Origin of the sequence: Gordonia rubripertincta (genome assembly GCF_038024875.1) — a bacterium.
In the GTDB taxonomy this organism is placed as follows: Bacteria; Actinomycetota; Actinomycetes; order Mycobacteriales; family Mycobacteriaceae; genus Gordonia; species Gordonia rubripertincta.
The window spans coordinates 3,306,729-3,326,280 of the sequence record NZ_CP136136.1 but is presented as its reverse complement, the minus strand read 5'-3'; the positions used below and the strand labels follow the sequence as shown (position 1 = coordinate 3,326,280).

Here is a 19,552-nt window from a genome sequence, read left to right as displayed (position 1 = left end):
ACGGCAGGTTACCCACCGCTAGGCCAGCTCGATGACCTGTCCCTGACGCACGAGGTCGACCGGTCCCGAGAAAGTGCTGCGGGCCTCCGCGAGGATCTCTGTCGAATCGGTCCAGGGAGCGATGTGGGTGATCGCCAGCGCCCGCGCGTTCGCCTTCGTCGCGGCCTCCCCCGCCTCGATCCCGGACAGATGCAGGTCCGGTGGGCGTTCCGACGGCGAATGGGTCCAGGACGCCTCGCAGAGGAACAGGTCCGCGTCGGCGGCGAGGTCGATGAGTTCGTCGCAAGGAGCGGTGTCGCCGCTGTAGGCGATGACCTGCCCCTCCGGCCCGGTGATGCGCAGCCCGAAGGTGGACGGGGGGTGGTTGACGTTCATCGCCTTGATGCGCATGCCCCCCAGGGTCACCTCGAGACCGTCGCGCCACTCCTGGACGTCGAAGGTGTCGGAGATGTCGTCGACCTGACCCGGGAACTCCGACGAGCCGTAGCCGATCCGCAGCGCCGTACCCGGCGGACCGTAAAGCGGGGCACGCTCCTTCGCCGGTGATGGTGCATAGCGTCGCCAGACGAGCATGGCCGGCAGATCCAGGCAATGGTCGGCGTGCAGGTGGCTGAGCACCACCGCGACGCTGTTCGGATCGGTGACCCGCTGCAGCTCGCCGAACACCCCCGGTCCGCAGTCCAGCAGCACCGGCTGCTCGCCGGGGACGGAGAGCAGGTAGCCCGAGCACGCCGCCCCCGGACCGCCCACACTGCCCGAACATCCGAGGACCGTGAGACGCATAAGCCCTACTGTGCCATGCCCGCGCGACTCGCTGCCGGGTTACCGGGTCACAAGTACGCGGCGAAGATCCCCTGGGTTCGGCTAAAGGTGCTGCACAGCCCCGACAACGGGGCCGAGGAACCGCCGGGAGAGCTTCGCGAACATCTCCGGGTCACCGGTCGCCTGGAAGACGCGCGACGCCTCGCGACCGGTGTGCGGGTGCAGCAGGTCCTTCTCGGTCAGGACGCGGTAGAGGTCCTTGGCCGTCTCCTCCGCGCTGGACACGAGCGTCACCTCGTCGCCCATTGCGAGCTGCAGGACGCCGGTCAGTAGCGGGTAATGAGTGCAACCGAGCACGACCGTGTCGACGCCGGCCTGCTGGAGGGGTTCGAGGTATCCCTGCGCCAGGCCGAGGATCTGGCGGCCGCTGGTGATCCCGCGTTCGACGAAGTCGACGAAGCGCGGGCAGGGTACGGCGGTGATCACCGCGTCGCGGGCGGCGGCGAACGAATCCTGGTATGCGCGTGAGGCGATGGTGGCCTCGGTGCCGAGCACACCGATCCGGCCGTTCTTGGTGGCGACGACCGCACGACGTACCGCGGGGAGCACGACCTCGACCACCGGGATCGGTGCGTAGCGTTCCCGCGCGTCCCGCAGGCACGCGGCGGACGCGGTGTTGCACGCGATGACGATCGCCTTGACGCCGCGCTCGGCCAGGTCGTCGCCGATCGCCAGCGCGTGCTTGCGGATCTCCGGGATCGTCAGCGGACCGTACGGGCCGTTCGCGGTGTCGCCGATGTAGACGATGTCCTCGTCGGGCAGCAGGTCCATGATGGCGCGCGCCACGGTCAGGCCGCCGACGCCGGAGTCGAAGATCCCGATGGGCGCCTCGGGATCGGAGGTCCAGACGGGCACGTTGGGTGAAGCGGCTATGACGCCACCCCCGGGGTCGCGGTGTGCTGCTTGCGTTTGCGGTCGCGCGAGGCGAGGAACCAGGCGGCCAGCACGCCCGCGATCGCGCCGAACAGATGGGCCTGCCAGGAGACGATGGGATTGGTCGGCAGCACGCCCCACAGGATGGAGCCGTAGATCAGGAAGAGCACGACGCCGCCGAGGATCTGCCACAGATCGCGGTTGAACAAGCCGCGCACGATGAGGAAGGTGAGCCAGCCGAAGATGATTCCCGATGCGCCGACCGTGACCGAGTAGGGCGCGGCGAACAGCCACACCCCCACGCCGGAGATCACCCAGATGATGCCGGTGACGATGAGGAACCGCTGCGTCATCAGCACCAGGAAGCAGAGCACCGCCCCGGGCATGAGATTGGCGAACACGTGCTCCCAGTCGGCGTGCAGCATCGGCGCCCAGAGGATGCCGTCGAGGCCGTCGACCTGGCGGGGTTCGATCCCGTTGGAGTCGAGGTCATAACGGGTGGCCGCGTCGACCAGCTCGATGACGAACAGCACCGCGACGATGCACACGGTGGTGATCAGCGAGCGCAGCCAGAGCGGGCGGGAGCGTCGCGGCTGCTGCTGCTGCCCGACCGGTGGGGTGTACGACGTCATGGCCAGTTTCTCTTCGGGTCTCGACTCTGCGGGTGGCGCTCCGGCAGGCCGGTCACGCCCAGAGCTGACCTTCGAGTGCCTGCTCCGCGTCGTCCAGGCTACCTTCGTACACCCCGGTCGAGAGATACTTCCACCCCGCGTCGGGCACCACGAGACCGATGTCGGCGCGGACGCCGTCCTTGAGTGCCCGGCGTCCGATCCCGCGAGCGGCCTGCAGGATCGCGCCGGTGGAGATGCCCGCGAAGATGCCCTCCTGGTCGATCAGCTCACGTACGCGGGCGACCGCGTCGACACCGGTCACCGAGAAGCGGCGGGTGAGCACCGAGTCGTCGTAGAGCTCCGGGATGAAGCCCTCGTCGATGTTGCGCAGGCCGTACACCTCGTCACCGTAGCGGGGTTCGGCCGCGACGATCTCGATCTCCGGATTGCGTTCACGCAGAAAGCGTCCGACGCCCATCAGCGTCCCGGTGGTGCCGAGGCCCGCGACGAAGTGGGTGATCTCGGGCAGGTCGGCGTAGAGCTCCGGGCCGGTCCCCTCGTAGTGGGCGGCGATGTTGGCCCGATTGCCGTACTGGTAGAGCATCACCCAGTCGGGGTTCTCCGAAGCCAGTTTCTTTGCCACGGCCACCGCGGTGTTCGAACCGCCCGCGGCCGGTGAGGAGATCACCTTCGCGCCGAACATGCGCAGCAGCGACCGGCGCTCCTCGGAGGTGTTCTCGGGCATCACGCAGATCAGTTGATAGCCCTTGAGTTTCGCGGCCATCGCCAGCGAGATCCCGGTGTTGCCACTGGTGGGTTCCAGGATCGTCGACCCCTCGCGCAGCAACCCGTCGCGCTCGGCCTGCTCGATCATTCGCAACGCCGGGCGGTCCTTGATGGAGCCGGTCGGGTTGCGGTCCTCGAGTTTGGCCCAGAGCCGTACATGCGGTCCGTCGGACGTGTCGTCCCAGCGCGGGGACAATCTCTGCAGCCCGATCAGCGGGGTGTTGCCGACCGAGTCGATGAGTGAGTCGTAGCGTGCCACGCTCAGCAGCCGCCGGCGACCGCGGGCAGAATGGTCACCTCGTCACCGTCGTCGATGGAGGTGGCGAGACCGCCGGAGAACCGGACGTCCTCGTCGTTGACGTAGATGTTGACGAAGCGGTGGAGCTTACCGTCTGCGACGAGGCGCTCCTTGAGTCCGGGGTTGCCCGACTCGAGGTCGTCGATCAGCGCGGCGAGCGTGGTGCCGGAACCCTCGACGCGTTTGGCGCCGCCGGTGTGGGTCCGCAGGATCGTCGGGATGGACACGGTGACTGGCATATTCAGCTCCTGATCTCGATCTCTTCTTCGGTGACCGTGCCGTCGACGATGCGATAGCTACGGATCTCGGCGGTCTCCGGGTCCCGGGTGGACACCAGCACATAGTGGGCGCCGGGCTCGCCGGCGTAGGAGATGTCGGTGCGGCTCGGGTAGGCCTCGGTCGCGGTGTGCGAGTGGTAGATCACCACCGGTTCCTCGTCGCGACGGTCCATCTCGCGCCACACCGACAGTTGCTCGGCGGAGTCGAACCGGTAGAACGTCGGTGACCGCTCGGCGTTGATCATCGGGATGAACCGCTGCGGGTCGTCGGAACCCTCCGGTCCGGCGATCACGCCGCACGCTTCGTCCGGATGGTCGGCGCGGGCGTGCGCGACCATCGCGTCGACGAGGTCCTGATCGATCTTGAGCATCGGCGTCCGGTTCTCCTTTGCTGGCGATGGACACGACGGTTCGGCGACAGGTCGTCGCGCATGTCCCGAGAGGGAACGCCCCGGCGTGAACGCCTATTCCGCCACGATGTATGACCGGGGTCACCGTCGGCGTGCCCCCGAGGAGCCGTTCAGGCGAACGCCGAGGGCGCCGCCTCCGCGTAGGTGGGGATCGACGCCACCGACTCGGCGGCCAGCACGGCGTCGACGATCGCGCGCTGGACGACGTCGGCCGCACATCGGGAGACCTCGGCGATGATGGCCGCGTCGGCGTGCATGCCCGGTGGTGAGGCGAATGCCGGGTCGGTCGACTCCGGTCGGACCGCACCGGTGGAGACGGCGAAGATGGTGTCCCCGTCGAGCGGCGAATGGGCCGGGCGGATTGCACGGCCGAGACCGTCGTGCCCGGCCATGGCGATCCGGCGGGTCATCGCCGCATCGAGCGCGGCGTCGGTGGCGACGACCCCGATCGTCGTGTTGAGCACGGTGTGTTTCTCCGCGAGATCGGCCAGGCGCGCGATGTCGGCGGCCTCGGGACGGGTCAGGCCCAGTGCCTCGAGTTCCTCCGCGCCGAGGTCCCAGGGCAGGCCCGTCTTCGGGTCGATGACCGCGCCCACGGGGTTGGCGACCATCAGCGCGCCGACGGTGATGCCGGCCGCCGGACCTGCCTCGATCCGCACCGACGCAGTGCCCACGCCGCCTTTCAGCGCACCCGCGCGCGCACCGGCACCGGCCCCGACACTGCCGACGGCGAACTCGGTGTCTGCTGCCCGGACGGCCTGGGCACCGAAGTCGGCGTCGGGCCGGTGGTCCCACCCGCCGACCGGCAGGTCGAAGATGACCGCGGCCGGGACGATGGGCACCACGTGTCCCCGGCTGTCCAGAGGCAGGCCGACGCCCTCGGCCTCCAGTGCACGCATGGCCCCGTCGGCGGTCGCCAGGCCGTAGGCGCTGCCGCCGCTGAGCACGATGGCGTGAGCCGTCTGCACGGTGTTCGACGGATCGAGGAGATCGGTCTCCCGGGTTCCCGGGCCGCCGCCTCGGACGTCGACCGCCGCGATCGCGCCCGGCCCGGAGATCCGCACGACCGTCGTCCCGGTGGCCCAGCCGTGGCCGTCGGGTGCGTCGGCGGTGCCGGCGACCTTGGCGTCGGCGTCGACGCGATGACGGTGTCCGACGGTGATCCCGGCGACGTCGGTGATGCGGTCGCCCGTGCGGGCGGATCGTCCAGTGGTGGTCACATCCGAGAACTGTAGGTCACATCACCGCTTCGACGAGAAGATCCTGCATCACCGTCAGCCAGTGATAGACGTCGAGATGCGCGGCGTGCGGGTGGTCGGGCGGCAGGCGCTCGGGGGTGTCCTCGGAGATCCCGAGCATCGCCCCGAGGGCGAGCCGGACGTCGTTGAGGGCGGTCAGCCAGGCCGTCGCCTGCTCGACGGTGAGCGCGAGGTCTCCGCCGCCGTCCGGCAGGGTGTCCAGGAGCACCTGCGCCGCACCGAGTTTGGCGTCGATGATCTTCGGTTCGTTGACGCTGCGCAGAGCCGAGTTGAGGCGGCCGTTGATCACCTCGGCGGAGAGTTCCTCGTCCTGATCGGGACGATGGAAGTCGGGCAGCAGACGGCCGAGCGTGGCGTCGTCCGGCGCATCGGAATGGCCGGTGCGGATACCGGTGACCTCCGACAGCGTGTCCTGCGGCGCGGTGTCGGCACGTTCGGTGAGGAGCTCGCACATCGAGGAGACCAGCGACGCGAGCAACTCGGCCTCGTGCGAGTCGAGCTGAGAGGTGATCCGGGTCGACTCGCCGCGGCCCTTGCGTTTCCAGGTGCGCACGCCTCAGTGTCTCCCCACCGTCGACGAACGTCCGGTCCCGGGCCGGTCCATCTCGGGCCGGGTCATGAATCGCGCTGCATGGTGGCCCACAGGCCGGCCGCGTGGAGTTTGCGCACGTCTCCCTCGACCTTGTCCCGATCGCCGCTCGAGACGACGGCCTTGCCCTCGGTGTGCACCTGCATCATGAGCTGATTGGCGTACGACTCCGAGTAGCCGAAGATCTTCTGGAAGACGAAGGTCACGTACCGCATCAGATTGACGGGGTCGTCCCATACGACGGTCATCCAGGGTTTGTCGAGATCCGCCGCGCCGTCGGCCACCGCGGGTTCGGCAACCGCGGTACCGCCGGGGGTAGCCTCGTGCGCACGAGTTTCGTCAGGCGCCATGAGGACAAGGGTAACGCGATAGTGAGCATCGACAACACCGCGCTGCTGACCGACCAGTACGAACTGACCATGGTCGCGGCGGCTCTCCGGCACCCGGTCGCGCACCGGCCGTGCGTGTTCGAGGTGTTCGCCCGCAGGCTCCCCGACGGTCGTCGGTACGGCGTCGTGGCGGGTACCGGACGCGTCCTCGCCGAGCTCGCGGAGTTCCGCTTCGGTGACGAGGAGATCGCCGTCGTGGAGCAGTTCCTCGACGCCGAGACCGTCGCATGGCTGCGCGACTACCGCTTCTCCGGCGACATCGACGGCTACCGCGAGGGTGAGCTCTACTTCCCGGGTTCCCCGATCCTCACCGTCCGGGCATCCTTCGCCGAAGCGGTACTCCTCGAGACGCTGATCCTGTCGATCCTCAACCACGACAGCGCGATCGCCTCGGCCGCCGCGCGCATGGTCAGTGCGGCCGGGTCGCGTCCGATCATCGAGATGGGCTCCCGACGCACCCACGAGCGGGCCGCCGTCGCCAGCGCCCGCGCCGCCTACCTCGCCGGTGTCGCCGCGACGTCGAACCTCGAGGCGAATCGTCGCTTCGGGGTGCCCAGTGCGGGCACCGCCGCCCATGCCTTCACCCTCGGTTTCACCGGACCCGCCGGCCCCGACGAGAAGGCCGCCTTCGCCGCGCAGATCGAGGCGCTCGGCATCGGCACCACCCTGCTGGTCGACACCTACGACATCACCCAGGGCGTGCGGAACGCGATCGAGGTCGCCGGCCCCGACCTCGGCGCGGTGCGCATCGACTCCGGCGATCTCGGTGTGCTCGCGCGTCAGGTGCGCACACAGCTCGACGACCTCGGCGCGACGAACACCAAGATCGTGGTGTCCGGCGACCTCGACGAGTACGCGATCGCCTCGCTGCGCGCCGAGCCGGTGGACACCTACGGTGTCGGGACCTCGCTGGTCACCGGTAGCGGCGCACCGACCGCGGGCATGGTCTACAAGCTCGTCGAGGTGGACGGACTACCCGTCGCCAAGCGGTCGAGCCACAAGGAATCGCGCGGCGGGGCCAAGGCGGCCGTGCGGGCCGCACGGGGCAGTGGGACGATCGTGGAGGAGATCGTCTACCGAGCCGACGGGCCGCGCCCCGAGGCCGACGGTGGTCTCCACCTCCGGGATCTGCAGATACCGCTGGTCCGCGACGGGGAGCCGCTGGCATCGCTGCCATCGCTGACCAACGCGCGCGCCCACCTCGCGGCGGGGCTGGTGAGCCTGCCGTGGGAGGGCCTCGGCCTCTCTCACGGAGACCCGGCGGTGCCGACCCGCTACCAGCTCGGCTGACGAGCACACCCTTCGATCCGCCAGGGAGTACCTGATGAGCAGCGAACGCAACGACGGCACCAAGCCGGCCGACGCGTTGGTCGTCGTCGACGTCCAGAACGATTTCTGCGAGGGCGGCTCCCTCGCGGTCAACGGCGGTGCCGCGGTCGCCCGTGCGATCACCAAGATCCTCGGCGAGTACCGGACCGTCGTCGCGACACGCGATCACCACATCGATCCGGGCGCGCACTTCTCCGACGACCCCGACTACGTCGACACCTGGCCGCCACATTGCGTGGTCGGCACCGACGGTGTCGCGTTCCATCCCGAATTCGATTCGGCCGCAGCGGAAGAGGTCTTCTCCAAAGGCGAATACGACGCCGCCTATTCCGGTTTCGAGGGCACCACCGACGACGGGACCACGCTCGAGCAGTGGCTGCACGCGCACAAGATCTCGTCGATCGACATCGCCGGGCTCACCACCGATCACTGCGTCCTCGCCACCGCACTCGATGCGGTGAAGGCGGGCTTCACGACACGGGTGCTGCTCAACTTCACCGCGGGTGTCGGCGCGGAGACCACGTCCGACGCGCTGTCGAGCATGCGTGAGGCCGGGGTCGAACTCGTGGGCGACCTGCTCTACGACGGTTCGTACGGCACGAATCAGGCCTGAGGGAACCGCAGAGCCCGCGGATCCGTCTGAAACACACAGCCCATCTCGCACCATCTCGAACGAGGACCCCGGAACACCACATGCCCAACACTCCCCCGGTGACCGAACTGCTCGACACCGCGGTCTCCGCGCTCGGCGGTCGTCGACGTGACGGTCAGGTCGCGATGGCCTCCGCCGTCGCACACGCCATCGACACCGGCGAGCATCTCGCCGTACAGGCCGGCACCGGTACCGGAAAGTCGTTGGCGTACCTGGTGCCGGCGATCCGCCACGCGGTGGAGACCGGCCGGACAGTCGTGGTGTCGACGGCGACCATCGCGCTGCAGCGGCAGCTGATCGAGCGCGACCTCCCCCGTCTCGCCGGAGCGCTCGCCAAGCCGATCGGCCGCAAGCCGACCTTCGCGATCCTCAAAGGTCGCGGAAACTATCTGTGCCTCAACAAGATCCACTCCGGGGCCGCCGACGAGCCGGACACCGAGCTGTTCGATCCGTTCGAACTGTCCCGCACCGGACGCGAGGTCACCCGGCTGCGCGAGTGGAGCAGCGACACCGAGACCGGCGACCGCGACGACCTCGTCCCCGGCGTCGCCGACCGTGCCTGGCGCCAGGTCAGCGTGTCCGCGCGCGAGTGCCTCGGCGCCGCCAACTGCTCCTACGGCGAGGACTGCTTCGCCGAGCAGGCCCGTCGACAGTCCGGGAAGGTCGACGTCGTCGTCACCAACCACGCGCTCCTGGCCATCGATGCGACGAGTCCGGCCAACGTTCTGCCCGAACACGACGTCGTGATCATCGACGAGGCCCACGAGCTCGTGGACCGGATGACCTCGGTGGCGACCGACGAACTGTCCGCGTCGTCGATCGCGCTCGTCTCCCGTCGCGTCGGGAAACTCGTCGACGAGGAGACGGCCGACGCTCTCCTCGGCGCCGGTGAGCAGCTCGGCGAACTCCTGGAGACGGCCCCGAAGACGCAGTGGACGCAGCTGCCTCCCGACGCGACCTCGGTGCTGGTGATGTTGCGTGACCGGTTGTGGCAGACCCGGACCGCGATCGGCCCGGTGCGCGCGCCCGGAGTCGGTGACGACGGCGCGGCCGCGGCGCGGTCGGCGGCCCTCACCTCGCTCGACGACATGCACGACACGGTCGTGCGCGTCCTCGGCGCCTTCGATGAACCCGACGAGTCCAAGCGGCGCGACGTGGTGTGGGTCGGTCTCGACACCTCGCGGCGGGGTGCCGAGCCCCGGCCGGTACTGCACATCGCGCCGCTGTCGGTCGGTGGCCTCCTGCGGGCGTCGCTGTTCTCCAACTCGACGGTCGTCCTGACCTCCGCCACCCTGACGATCGGCGGCTCCTTCGACGCCCTGGCGGCAACGTGGGGCCTGCCCGCCTCCGGACGCGGCACCGACCGTCCCGCCGCCGACGAGCCGGGCGACGACCCGACCACCGACCCTGCGGCCTCGCGCAACATCACCGCCAGCGGCAAGGCGGTGCCCTCCGATACGGGGTCGGCCCGCTGGACGGGCCTCGACGCCGGCTCCCCGTTCGACTACCCGAAGTCGTCGATCCTCTACGTGGCCCGGCACCTGCCCCGTCCCGATCGTTCGGGCATCGCGCCGCGCACGATGGACGAGATCGCCCAGCTCGTCGACGCCGCCGGGGGTCGCACGCTGGGACTCTTCTCCTCGATGCGCGCCGCCCGCGAGGCGGCCGAGGCAATCCGCGAACGTTGCGAGTACCCGGTGCTGTGCCAGGGCGACGACACCACCTCGACGCTGGTCAAACGCTTCGCCGAGGACCCCGAGACGTGCCTGTTCGGCACGCTGTCGCTGTGGCAGGGCGTCGACGTGCCCGGGCCCTCGCTGAGCCTGGTGCTCATCGACCGCATCCCGTTCCCCCGCCCCGACGATCCCCTGCTGACCGCACGGCAACGCGCGGTCGACGCCCGGGGCGGCAACGGCTTCCTGTCCGTCGCGGCCAACCATGCGGCGCTGCTGCTCGCGCAGGGTGCGGGCCGATTGTTGCGTTCGGTCGACGACCGCGGCGTCGTCGCAGTGCTCGACTCACGACTGGCCACGGCGGGTTACGGGGGCTATCTGCTCGCCTCCCTGCCGCCGATGTGGCGGACCACCGACCCGGCGGTCGTCCGCTCGGCGCTCAGCCGGCTCACCAAGGCACCCCGTCCGGTGGGTTGATCGGCCCGCGGGGAGACACCCGACACGAGGACCGCGTACGACAAGACAATCGCCTACGCGGGGCACTAGGTTGGGTAGCGGTGAAACCAACGCAGGCGAGACCGACAACGCACCCTGGCCAGTCGCGGGAGCTGACGAGAGGAGGCTTCGAGTGATCGGGCGCATGGGTATCGATGACATCGCACCCCTCGTCTCCGCAGGGCAACAGCCCGCGAAAGCCGTTGTGGGAGAGTTCTTCCCGGTCAGCACCACCGCGTGGCGCGAAGGTCACGACGCGATCGGCGTCACCTTGCACATCGAGGCACCGCAACGCGGGGTCATCGACATCCGTATGACGCCGTCGCCCGAACCGGACACGTTCAACGCCGCGTTCGTCCCCGACACGGTCGGGTTCTGGTCGTACCGCATCGAGGCCTGGAGCGACCCGTACACCACCTGGCGTTCGGCGGTCACCAAGAAACTCGACGCCGGTCAGGGCGCCGCCGATCTGGCCAACGATGTCGAGATCGGCGCCCGCATCCTCGAGCGCGCCGCCGAGGACATCGTCGACGAGAACCGCGAACTCCTGCTCGACGCCGTACGTCTGCTCCGCGCCCGACGCCGCCGGGTCGAGAACCGGGTGAGCCTGGCGATCTCCGAGGAGGTCGTCGAACTGCTCCACGACAACCCGGTCCGCGAGCTGGTCACCAAAAGCCGCACCTACCGCGTGTGGGTCGACCGCACCCGCGCCCTCTTCGGGTCCTGGTACGAGTTCTTCCCCCGCTCCACTGGCGGCTGGGACGGCGAGGGCAATCCGGTCCACGGCACCTTCCTCACCGCCACCGAGGACCTCCCCCGCATCGCCGGGATGGGATTCGACGTCGTCTACCTGCCGCCGATCCACCCCATCGGCGAGGTCAACCGCAAGGGACGCAACAACACGCTCGTCGCCGGGCCGGACGACGTCGGTTCGCCGTGGGCCATCGGGTCGAAGGACGGCGGCCACGACGCAATCCACCCGCAGCTGGGTTCCGAGGAGGACTTCGGATACTTCGTCGGACGCGCCCGGGAACTGGGCCTCGAGGTCGCCCTCGACCTCGCGCTGCAGTGCGCACCTGACCATCCCTGGGCGACCGAACACCCCGACTGGTTCTTCATCCAGCCCGACGGCACGATCGCCTACGCGGAGAACCCGCCGAAGAAGTACCAGGACATCTACCCGCTCAACTTCGACGACGACCGCAACGGCATCTACCGAGCGGTGCTGAAGGTGGTCCTGCACTGGGTCGATCTGGGCGTCGACATCTTCCGCGTCGACAACCCGCACACCAAGCCGCCGAACTTCTGGGAGTGGCTGATCAGCGAGGTCAAGAAGCGGAACCCGGACGTGCTGTTCCTGTCCGAGTCGTTCACCCGGCCGGCGCGTCTGTACGGGCTCGCGCGCCTCGGGTTCACCCAGTCGTACACCTACTTCACCTGGAAGACGGAGAAGTGGGAACTCGAGCAGTTCGGTCTCGAGCTGGCCGAGCACGCCGACGAGGCGCGTCCCAACCTGTTCGTGAACACCCCGGACATCCTCCACGAGAGCCTGCAGCACGGGGGCCCGGGCATGTTCGCGCTGCGCGCCGCCCTGGCCGCGACCCTCGCCCCGACCTGGGGTGTCTACAGCGGCTACGAACTCTACGAACACGTGGCGGTCGCCGAGGGCAGCGAGGAGTACCTGGACTCCGAGAAGTACGAACTGCGTCCGCGCGACTACAAGGCGGCGGCGAGCCGAGGCGAGTCGCTGGAACCGTGGATCACCTCGCTCAACGAGATCCGCCGCCGGCATCCCGCCCTGCAGCAGCTGCGGAACATCCACTTCCACCACGTGGACAACCCGTCGCTGATCGCCTACTCGAAGATCGACCCGGTGACCGGCGATCGCGTCGTGGTGGTGATCAACCTCAACCCGTTCGCCGCCGAGGAATCGACCGTGTGGCTCGACCTGCCCAAACTCGGGTTCGAGTGGTACGACCACTTCTCGGTCCGCGACGAGGTGTCCGGCGAGGAGTACTGGTGGGGGCAGGACAACTACGTCCGGCTCGAGCCGTGGCGCGCGGTCGCCCACATCCTGGCCCTGCCGCCGCTCGATCCCGCCGCCGCCGCGCGACTCGCCTACCGAATCCAGTGAGGTGCCCGTGACCGATCGTCGTGATCCCGAGTCCCCCACCGACCCCGAAACGCACTCCGGCGCCGACACCCCCGACACCGCAGCCGATCTCCCCGACCCGAAGGCGACCGGTCACGACCTGCGCCGCCTCGACGCGCTGACCCATCCGGAGCCGCACGCGTTCCTCGGAGCGCACGACGCACCGGGCGGAACCACGATCCTGCGCACCCTGCGACCCGACGCGCTGTCGGTGTCCGCGGTCATCGGCGGCGTCGATCACCCGATGACCCGCCAGACCGACGACCTCTGGGTCGTCACCGTGCCGATCGCCGACCTGATGGACTACCGCTACCGGATCGTCTATCCCGACGGTTCCGGCGGCACCGCCGAGTTCGTCGTCGCCGACGGCTACCGCTTCCTCCCGAGCCTCGGCGACATCGACATCCACCTGTTCAGCGAGGGCCGGCACGAGGCGCTGTGGCAGGCACTCGGGGCCCGCGTGGTCTCCTACACCACCGCCGACGGCGAGGTCACCGGCACCGCGTTCTCGGTCTGGGCACCCAACGCGCACGGTGTGGCCGTCATCGGGGACTTCGACCACTGGACCGGCCGCATGGCTCCCATGCGCAAGATCGGGGTCAGCGGTGTCTGGGAGGTGTTCGTCCCCGACGTCGGCGACGGCGCGCACTACAAGTTCCGGGTGCACGGCGCCGACGGTGTGATCCGCGACAAGGCCGATCCGATGGCCTACCGGACCACACCCCCGCCGTCGACCGCGTCGGTCGTGACACAGTCGCAGTACGTCTGGTCCGACGACGCCTGGATCGCGCGCCGGGAGGCCTCCTCACCCGAGCGCGAGCCGATGAGCATCTACGAGGTGCACCTGGCGTCGTGGCGACAGGGCCTGGGCTACCGCGAGCTCGCTCATCAGCTCGCCGACTACGTCGTCGAGAAGGGCTTCACACACGTCGAATTCCTGCCCGTGGCCGAGCACCCCTTCGGCGGTTCGTGGGGTTACCAGGTGACGTCGTACTACGCGCCGACGGCCCGGTTCGGCACCCCCGACGACTTCCGCTATCTCGTCGACCACCTGCATTCGCGCGGTATCGCGGTGCTCGTCGACTGGGTTCCCGCGCATTTCCCCAAGGACGAATGGGCCCTGGCGCGCTTCGACGGCACCCCGCTCTACGAGCACGCCGACCCGATGCGCGGCGAACAACTCGACTGGGGCACCTACGTCTTCGACTTCGGCCGCCACGAGGTCCGCAACTTCCTGGTCGCCAACGCGCTGTTCTGGTTCAGCGAGTTCCACATCGACGGACTGCGCGTCGACGCCGTCGCGTCGATGCTCTACCTCGACTACTCACGCCCCGACGGACAGTGGCGACCCAACATCCACGGCGGCCGCGAGAACCTCGAGGCGGTGCAATTCCTGCAAGAGACCAACGCGACGGTCCACAAACACTTCCCCGGCGTCATCACCGTCGCCGAGGAGTCCACCGCCTGGCCGGGCGTCACCCGGATGACCGATCTCGGCGGCCTGGGTTTCAGCTTCAAATGGAACATGGGCTGGATGCACGACAGCCTCGACTACCTGTCGCGGGATCAGATCCACCGCAGCTTCCACCACCACGAGATCACGTTCTCGCTGATGTACGCGTGGAGTGAGAACTTCGTGCTGCCGCTGTCGCACGACGAGGTGGTCCACGGCAAGGGCACGCTCTGGACGCGGATGCCCGGCGACTCCTTCACCAAGGCCGCCGGCGCGCGCGTCTACCTCGCCTACATGTGGTCGCACCCCGGCAAGCAGCTGTTGTTCATGGGTCAGGAGTTCGGCCAGGTCGGCGAATGGGCCGACAACCGCAGCCTCGACTGGCATCAGCTCGAGGGCTGGGAGGGTGAACTGCATTCCGGGATCTCGGCGCTGGTCACCGACCTCAACCGGATCTACCAGGCGTCCCCGGCGCTCTACACGCAGGACATCACACCCCTGGGCTACGAGTGGATCGACGCCAACGACACCGCGAACAACGTGATCAGCTTCCTGCGGTTCGGGGAGGACGGGTCGGTCGTCGCCTGCATCTTCAACTTCTCCGGCTCGGACCGCGCCGACTACCAGGTCGGTCTGCCGCAGGGCGGGGTGTGGGAGGAGATCCTGAACACCGACGCCGACGCCTACAGCGGTGCCGGCCGCGGCAACCTGGGGGCAGTGACCGCCGACGGGCCGTCGTATCACGGACGCCCCACGTCGGCCCGGGTCATGCTGCCGGCCAACTCCGCCATCTGGCTGGCTCCCCGCCGTCCGTGAACCCATCCCGTTATAGGCAAACCCAGCATCACGGAGATGCTGGGTTTGCCGAAACGTCCGGGTTGCCGGTCAGTAGAGCGCGCTGGCCAGCTTCCGCCGCGCGGACACGACGAAGGGTTCGGCCGGATCGAACAGCTCGAACAGCTCGAGAAGCCGCGTCCGGGCGCGGGTGCGCTCCTCACCGTGGGTCACGCGGACCACGTCGATGATGCGGTCGAAGGCCGCCTCGGGCTGCTGCGACAGCAGCAGAACGTCCGCGGCCGCGAGCTGGGCGTCGATGTCGCGCGGCGACGCGGTCTCGACGATGCTCGGGTCGTGCGCCTGCGCGCGCAGGATGAACTCGAGGTTCCGCGCCGCCGACGCCGCCTCGACGTTGTCGGGTTCGGCTTCCGCGACGGCGCGGTAGGCAGCGAGCGCTCCGTCGAAGTCGCCGTCGTTGAGCTTCTCCTCGGCGGCGAGCATGCGCGGATCGGTCTGCTCGGGCTCGGGCGCGGCTCCGGCGGCGGCGTCCGGCAGTGCGTTGCCGACCTGCGCGAAGATCTCGTCGATCCACGCGGTGATCTCCGCTTCGGACCGGACCCCGTTGAACGCGGTGACCGGCTGTCCCTGCACGATCGCCACGACCATCGGGATCGACTGCACCCGGAAGGCCTGCGAGATACGGGGATTCGCGTCGACGTCGACCTTGGCGAGCACCCAGCGGCCAGCGGACTCGGCGGCGAGACGCTCGAGGACCGGCGAGAGCTGCTTGCACGGCCCGCACCATTCGGCCCAGAGGTCGACGACGACGAGCTGCTGCATCGACCGGTTGAGGACCTCGGCCTCGAAGGTCTCCTCGGTGACGTCGATGACGCTCGCACCGGCCGCAGCCGGAGGCGCGGACGGGGGCGGCGTGCCGGGGCCCGGGGTGTCATCGCGTTGCGCCTGGGGGCGCTGGGCCCGCTGGGACTGGGCCCGTTGGGCTTCGGCCCGCTCCTTGATTCCGCCGAGATCGACGGCACCGGTCATGGCCATGGCGGCAGCAGCTTGCTGACGGGCCGCCGCGGCGGCCTGCTGACGATTGGTTGGTCGCGTCACTCCTCTAGTGTGGCACGACCACCCGGGCTCGATGACCGAGGTTCGCCCAGCGCGGACACCGGTTGTTCGCGCGGGCGGACGACCCCGGCGAAGAACACCGCGAGAAGCAGCGCGGCCAGCGCTGCGAGCAACCCGGTGTCGAGACTCGTTCGGCTGCTGATGAACCCGACGACGGCGGGACCGGCGAGCATGCCGAGATACCCGCAGCCGACGACGATCGAGATCGTCCGTCCGCCCGCGGATTCGGTGAGGTTGCCCGCGGCGGTGAAGATCTGCGGGATGAGGCCGGCCAGCCCCAGGCCGAAGACAGCCCATCCGAGGACCGCGAGGGCGGGTATCGGGGAGGCGATCGCGATCGTCATGCCGGCCATGCCGACGAGCGCGCCGACCCGGAGCACGCGGACCGCACCCACCGCGGCGACCACCGGGTCGATGACGAATCTCGCGATGGTCATGGTCGCGCTGAAGGCGCCGAAGGCGATCGCGCCGATCGCCTCGCTGGTCCCGTGGCTCTCGACGATGTGCAGGGCGCTCCAGTCGTAGGCGGTGCCCTCGGCGAGCATCAGCCCGAAGGCGACGACCGCGAGGAGCGCCAGCCGACGCCGGTCGATGGCGTGCCACCAGGACACGGTGCCGGAGTCCGACGCATCATCCGACGATGGGCTCGCCGCGGGGGTCTCGCCGTGGCCGACGAGGTGACGCGCCACCGCGGCGACCACCACGAAACCCGCCATCGCCGCACAGGTGACGGTCGGCACGACACCGACTTCACCCCACAGCGTCGCGGCGACCACACCGGAGCCGACGAGGCTGCCGGCCGAGAAGAACCCGTGGAACGACGACATGATCGGTCGGCGGTAGGTGCGTTCGACCGCGACCGCCTGGGCGTTCATCGAGACGTCGAGGCACCCGTTCGCGAAGCCGAAGGCGGCGAGTGCTGCGCCGAGGGTGAGCGTGTCGACGGCCAGGACCGGCATGACGATGACACCCGACAGGAGCAGGGCGGCACCGATGGTCAGCGGTCTCGAACCCCAGCGGTCGATGAGGGGGCCGCACACCTGCATCCCGACGAAGGCGGAACCGCCGAGCAGCAGCAACAGGCCGCCGAGTTCGTCGTGTCCGACGTCGGCACGGTCGCTGATGACCGGGATGTGTGCCACCCACATCGCGGCGAGGAAACCGTTGAGAGCGAAGACCGTGGCGACCGCCCGCCGGGAGCGGCGGAGTTCGGTTGCGACGATCAGCGGACTACCTCCGGATCAGGCGCCCGTGTCAGGCGGGGGCCTGCTGCGGTGACTGCCCGGCCGACAGCTCGGCGAGGTGGCCGTTGCGCTTGGCCCACCACTCGAAGACGATCGTGCCGAAGGGCGGGATGCTCGAGACGAGCGCCAGCAGGGTCACGATCGGGATCCCGATCCGTCGCCCGCCGAGCGGGATCTCCCACTTCACGGCGTTCCACTTGAGCTGGTACGCGGTGATCAGGGCGACGATCACGAAGATCACGAACACGGCACCGTGGGTGGCGCCGGGAAGTGCGATGGCCTCGGGGTCGTCGTTGACGCGCTTGAGGACCATCCCCACAATCAGCCACGCCCAGGTGATCGCCTCCGCCACGGCAACGAGGCGGAAGCGCTTGGCGGGCGTGCTCAGGTCGAAGAAAGACAGCATGTTCCTCATTGTGCCTGCCGCAGGAGACTTCTACGACAAAGTGTCGTAGAAGTCTCCTTCAGCGGTGTGCTCAGGCCTTCGGGACGCGGACGATCAGGGCGTCGCCCTGGCCGCCGGCACCGCACAGCGCGGCGGCACCGACGCCGCCGCCACGACGCTGCAGCTCGAGAGCCAGGTGCAGGGTGATGCGGGCGCCGGAGGTACCGATCGGGTGGCCGACGGCGATCGCGCCGCCGTTGACGTTGATCTTGTCCTCGTCGACGCCCAGCTGCTGGGCCGAGGCCAGGCCGACCGCGGCGAAGGCTTCGTTGATTTCGATGAGGTCGAGGTCGGCCGGGGCGATGCCCTCACGGGCACAGGCCTTGGCGATGGCGTTGGCCGGCTGGGCCTGCAGGCTGGAGTCCGGACCCGCGACGACGCCGTGGGCACCGATCTCGGCAAGCCAGGTCACCCCCAGCTCCTCCGCCTTGGCCTTGGACATCACGACGACCGCGGCGGCACCGTCGGAGATCTGCGAGGAGTTGCCCGCGGTGATGGTGCCGTCCTTGCGGAAGGCCGGACGCAGACCCGACAGCGACTCCGCGGTGGTGTTCGCGCGGATGCCCTCGTCCTCGGTGAACTGGATGGGGTCGCCCTTGCGCTGCGGGATCGACACCGGCACGACCTCGTCGTCGAAGACGCCGTTCTTCCAGGCGGCGGCGGCGAGCTGGTGGCTTCGTGCGGCGAACTCGTCCTGCTGCTCGCGGGTGAAGCCGTCCTTGTCGTTGCCCTGCTCGGTCAGCGCACCCATCGGCTGATCGGTGAAGGCGTCGTGCAGGCCGTCGAAGGCCATGTGGTCGACGAGCTCGGTGTTGCCGTACTTGAAGCCGCCGCGGCTGTTCGGCAGCAGGTGCGGGGCCTGGGTCATCGACTCCTGGCCGCCGGCGACGACGACGTCGAACTCGCCGGCGCGGATGAGCTGGTCGGCGAGCGCGATGGCGTCGATGCCCGAGAGACACATCTTGTTGATGGTCAGGGTCGGGACGTCCCAGCCGATACCGGCCTTGATCGCGGCCTGGCGAGCCGGCATCTGACCTGCCCCCGCGGTCAGCACCTGGCCCATGATCACGTACTGGACCTCCGAGGCCGGGACCCCGGACTTCTCCAGGGCGCCCTGGATGGCCACCGCACCGAGGTCGACGCCGCTGAAGTCCTTCAGCGAGCCCAGGAGGCGGCCGAAAGGAGTACGTGCGCCGGCGACGATGACCGTCGTGTTGTCAGGAGTCGAGGACATGGAAAAGAACCTCCGGGGGTGGTCGTGCGAGGGGCTACCGAGCGCCCGCTCTGTGCGCTCTACCCCTCAACGCTACCGTTGTGACATGAGTACCTCTGCATCTGACCCCAGCACTTCTGCCGGCGCGACCGCGGTGATCTCCGACCTGGTCGTCGCGATCGACCACGTCGGTATCGCCGTTCCGGACCTGGACGCCGCCAAGGAGTGGTATGCGACACACCTCGGCTTCGAGACGCTCCACCAGGAGACCAATTCCGAGCAGGGTGTCGAGGAGGCCATGGTCGGCCCCGCCGGCGGTGGCGCCGTCATCCAGCTCCTCGCGCCACTGAACGAGGAGTCGACGATCGCGAAGTTCATCGGTCGCAACGGCCCCGGACTGCAGCAGCTCGCGGTACGCGTGACCGACGTCGACGCCGTCATGACCCGCCTCACCGAGGCCGGCGTCCGCGTCCTCTACCCCGCCGCGAAACGAGGCACCGCGAACTCGCGCATCAACTTCGTCCATCCCAAGGATGCGGGTGGCGTCCTCCTCGAGCTCGTCGAGCCTGCCGCCGACGCAGCGCACTGACCGATTCGACACGCCACCCGAACCCAAAACCGTTCGGCCGCTTGATGAATCCTTCCGCATCGCACCCGGCCCACACGCCGG

At 69.1% G+C, this 19,552-nt stretch carries 19 protein-coding genes; 6 read left to right on the top strand and 13 right to left on the bottom strand.

Going from position 1 to position 19,552, the window contains the following annotated elements; translation table 11 throughout:
* Positions 1-18: 18 nt before the first annotated feature.
* The 9 genes from RVF83_RS15135 to clpS form a co-directional block, all read right to left on the bottom strand.
* Positions 19-783, bottom strand: coding sequence for a cyclic nucleotide-degrading phosphodiesterase (locus RVF83_RS15135; protein ID WP_005199881.1), 765 nt, complete (start codon positions 781-783; stop codon positions 19-21).
* A gap of 81 nt (positions 784-864) precedes the next feature.
* A complete protein-coding gene (murI, locus tag RVF83_RS15130; protein WP_005199882.1) occupies positions 865-1,677 on the bottom strand; it encodes a glutamate racemase in 813 nt (270 codons plus the stop codon).
* 14 nt (positions 1,678-1,691) lie between these two features.
* Positions 1,692-2,327: a rhomboid family intramembrane serine protease gene (locus RVF83_RS15125; protein WP_005199883.1), complete on the bottom strand. Its 636-nt coding sequence runs from the start codon at positions 2,325-2,327 to the stop codon at positions 1,692-1,694.
* 52 nt (positions 2,328-2,379) lie between these two features.
* The gene (locus tag RVF83_RS15120) at positions 2,380-3,351 is read right to left on the bottom strand and encodes a PLP-dependent cysteine synthase family protein (protein ID WP_005199884.1); all 972 of its coding nucleotides are present in this window, start codon (positions 3,349-3,351) and stop codon (positions 2,380-2,382) included.
* A 2-nt stretch (positions 3,352-3,353) separates the two neighbouring features.
* Entirely contained in the window at positions 3,354-3,629 is a 276-nt protein-coding gene (locus RVF83_RS15115; protein ID WP_005199885.1) for a MoaD/ThiS family protein, read from the bottom strand.
* Between the two features lie 2 nt (positions 3,630-3,631).
* Complete coding sequence (locus RVF83_RS15110; RefSeq protein ID WP_005199886.1) at positions 3,632-4,039, bottom strand: Mov34/MPN/PAD-1 family protein; 408 nt, start codon at positions 4,037-4,039, stop codon at positions 3,632-3,634.
* A 149-nt stretch (positions 4,040-4,188) separates the two neighbouring features.
* Positions 4,189-5,298 carry a P1 family peptidase gene (locus RVF83_RS15105; RefSeq protein WP_005199887.1) on the bottom strand — a complete coding sequence of 370 codons (1,110 nt, stop codon included), beginning with the start codon at positions 5,296-5,298 and terminating at the stop codon, positions 4,189-4,191.
* Between the two features lie 16 nt (positions 5,299-5,314).
* Entirely contained in the window at positions 5,315-5,890 is a 576-nt protein-coding gene (locus tag RVF83_RS15100) for a DUF2017 domain-containing protein (protein WP_005199888.1), read from the bottom strand.
* Positions 5,891-5,952: 62 nt separating this feature from the next.
* Complete coding sequence (gene clpS, locus RVF83_RS15095; protein ID WP_005199889.1) at positions 5,953-6,276, bottom strand: ATP-dependent Clp protease adapter ClpS; 324 nt, start codon at positions 6,274-6,276, stop codon at positions 5,953-5,955.
* 21 nt (positions 6,277-6,297) lie between these two features.
* Here clpS and RVF83_RS15090 point away from each other — a divergent pair, with 21 nt between their 5' ends.
* The 5 genes from RVF83_RS15090 to glgB all read left to right on the top strand — a co-directional run bounded on the left by RVF83_RS15090 (position 6,298) and on the right by glgB (position 14,885).
* Positions 6,298-7,605, top strand: a complete 1,308-nt coding sequence (locus RVF83_RS15090) for a nicotinate phosphoribosyltransferase (protein ID WP_039880919.1) — start codon at positions 6,298-6,300, stop codon at positions 7,603-7,605.
* A 34-nt stretch (positions 7,606-7,639) separates the two neighbouring features.
* The gene (locus tag RVF83_RS15085; RefSeq protein WP_005199891.1) at positions 7,640-8,257 is read left to right on the top strand and encodes an isochorismatase family protein; all 618 of its coding nucleotides are present in this window, start codon (positions 7,640-7,642) and stop codon (positions 8,255-8,257) included.
* Between the two features lie 80 nt (positions 8,258-8,337).
* Positions 8,338-10,446 carry an ATP-dependent DNA helicase gene (locus RVF83_RS15080; RefSeq protein WP_005199892.1) on the top strand — a complete coding sequence of 703 codons (2,109 nt, stop codon included), beginning with the start codon at positions 8,338-8,340 and terminating at the stop codon, positions 10,444-10,446.
* A 151-nt stretch (positions 10,447-10,597) separates the two neighbouring features.
* Positions 10,598-12,598: a maltotransferase domain-containing protein gene (locus tag RVF83_RS15075; RefSeq protein WP_005199893.1), complete on the top strand. Its 2,001-nt coding sequence runs from the start codon at positions 10,598-10,600 to the stop codon at positions 12,596-12,598.
* Between the two features lies 1 nt (position 12,599).
* On the top strand, positions 12,600-14,885 hold the full coding sequence (gene glgB, locus RVF83_RS15070) for a 1,4-alpha-glucan branching protein GlgB (RefSeq protein ID WP_005199894.1): 2,286 nt from the start codon (positions 12,600-12,602) through the stop codon (positions 14,883-14,885).
* Between the two features lie 69 nt (positions 14,886-14,954).
* Here the strand turns inward: glgB and RVF83_RS15065 are convergent, their stop codons facing one another.
* The 4 genes from RVF83_RS15065 to RVF83_RS15050 all read right to left on the bottom strand — a co-directional run bounded on the left by RVF83_RS15065 (position 14,955) and on the right by RVF83_RS15050 (position 18,903).
* A complete protein-coding gene (locus RVF83_RS15065) occupies positions 14,955-15,899 on the bottom strand; it encodes a tetratricopeptide repeat protein (protein ID WP_005199895.1) in 945 nt (314 codons plus the stop codon).
* 59 nt (positions 15,900-15,958) lie between these two features.
* The gene (locus tag RVF83_RS15060; RefSeq protein ID WP_005199896.1) at positions 15,959-17,128 is read right to left on the bottom strand and encodes an MFS transporter; all 1,170 of its coding nucleotides are present in this window, start codon (positions 17,126-17,128) and stop codon (positions 15,959-15,961) included.
* Between the two features lie 106 nt (positions 17,129-17,234).
* Complete coding sequence (locus RVF83_RS15055; protein ID WP_035750918.1) at positions 17,235-17,630, bottom strand: DUF3817 domain-containing protein; 396 nt, start codon at positions 17,628-17,630, stop codon at positions 17,235-17,237.
* Between the two features lie 70 nt (positions 17,631-17,700).
* Entirely contained in the window at positions 17,701-18,903 is a 1,203-nt protein-coding gene (locus RVF83_RS15050) for an acetyl-CoA C-acetyltransferase (protein WP_005199898.1), read from the bottom strand.
* Between the two features lie 85 nt (positions 18,904-18,988).
* Here RVF83_RS15050 and mce point away from each other — a divergent pair, with 85 nt between their 5' ends.
* Positions 18,989-19,471, top strand: coding sequence for a methylmalonyl-CoA epimerase (mce, locus tag RVF83_RS15045; RefSeq protein ID WP_005199899.1), 483 nt, complete (start codon positions 18,989-18,991; stop codon positions 19,469-19,471).
* The last annotated feature ends 81 nt before the right edge of the window (positions 19,472-19,552 follow it).

Bases quoted from the DNA above. Each gene is read 5' to 3' on its own strand.
- RVF83_RS15080 (WP_005199892.1), top strand. From the start codon at position 8,338: ATGCCCAACACTCCCCCGGTGACCGAACTGCTCGACACCGCGGTCTCC.
- clpS (WP_005199889.1), bottom strand. From the start codon at position 6,276: ATGGCGCCTGACGAAACTCGTGCGCACGAGGCTACCCCCGGCGGTACC.
- RVF83_RS15115 (WP_005199885.1), bottom strand. From the start codon at position 3,629: ATGCCAGTCACCGTGTCCATCCCGACGATCCTGCGGACCCACACCGGC.
- RVF83_RS15060 (WP_005199896.1), bottom strand. From the start codon at position 17,128: ATGTGGGTGGCACACATCCCGGTCATCAGCGACCGTGCCGACGTCGGA.
- RVF83_RS15110 (WP_005199886.1), bottom strand. From the start codon at position 4,039: ATGCTCAAGATCGATCAGGACCTCGTCGACGCGATGGTCGCGCACGCC.
- RVF83_RS15135 (WP_005199881.1), bottom strand. From the start codon at position 783: ATGCGTCTCACGGTCCTCGGATGTTCGGGCAGTGTGGGCGGTCCGGGG.
- RVF83_RS15125 (WP_005199883.1), bottom strand. From the start codon at position 2,327: ATGACGTCGTACACCCCACCGGTCGGGCAGCAGCAGCAGCCGCGACGC.
- RVF83_RS15085 (WP_005199891.1), top strand. From the start codon at position 7,640: ATGAGCAGCGAACGCAACGACGGCACCAAGCCGGCCGACGCGTTGGTC.
- mce (WP_005199899.1), top strand. From the start codon at position 18,989: ATGAGTACCTCTGCATCTGACCCCAGCACTTCTGCCGGCGCGACCGCG.
- RVF83_RS15065 (WP_005199895.1), bottom strand. From the start codon at position 15,899: ATGGCCATGACCGGTGCCGTCGATCTCGGCGGAATCAAGGAGCGGGCC.
- RVF83_RS15050 (WP_005199898.1), bottom strand. From the start codon at position 18,903: ATGTCCTCGACTCCTGACAACACGACGGTCATCGTCGCCGGCGCACGT.
- RVF83_RS15055 (WP_035750918.1), bottom strand. From the start codon at position 17,630: ATGCTGTCTTTCTTCGACCTGAGCACGCCCGCCAAGCGCTTCCGCCTC.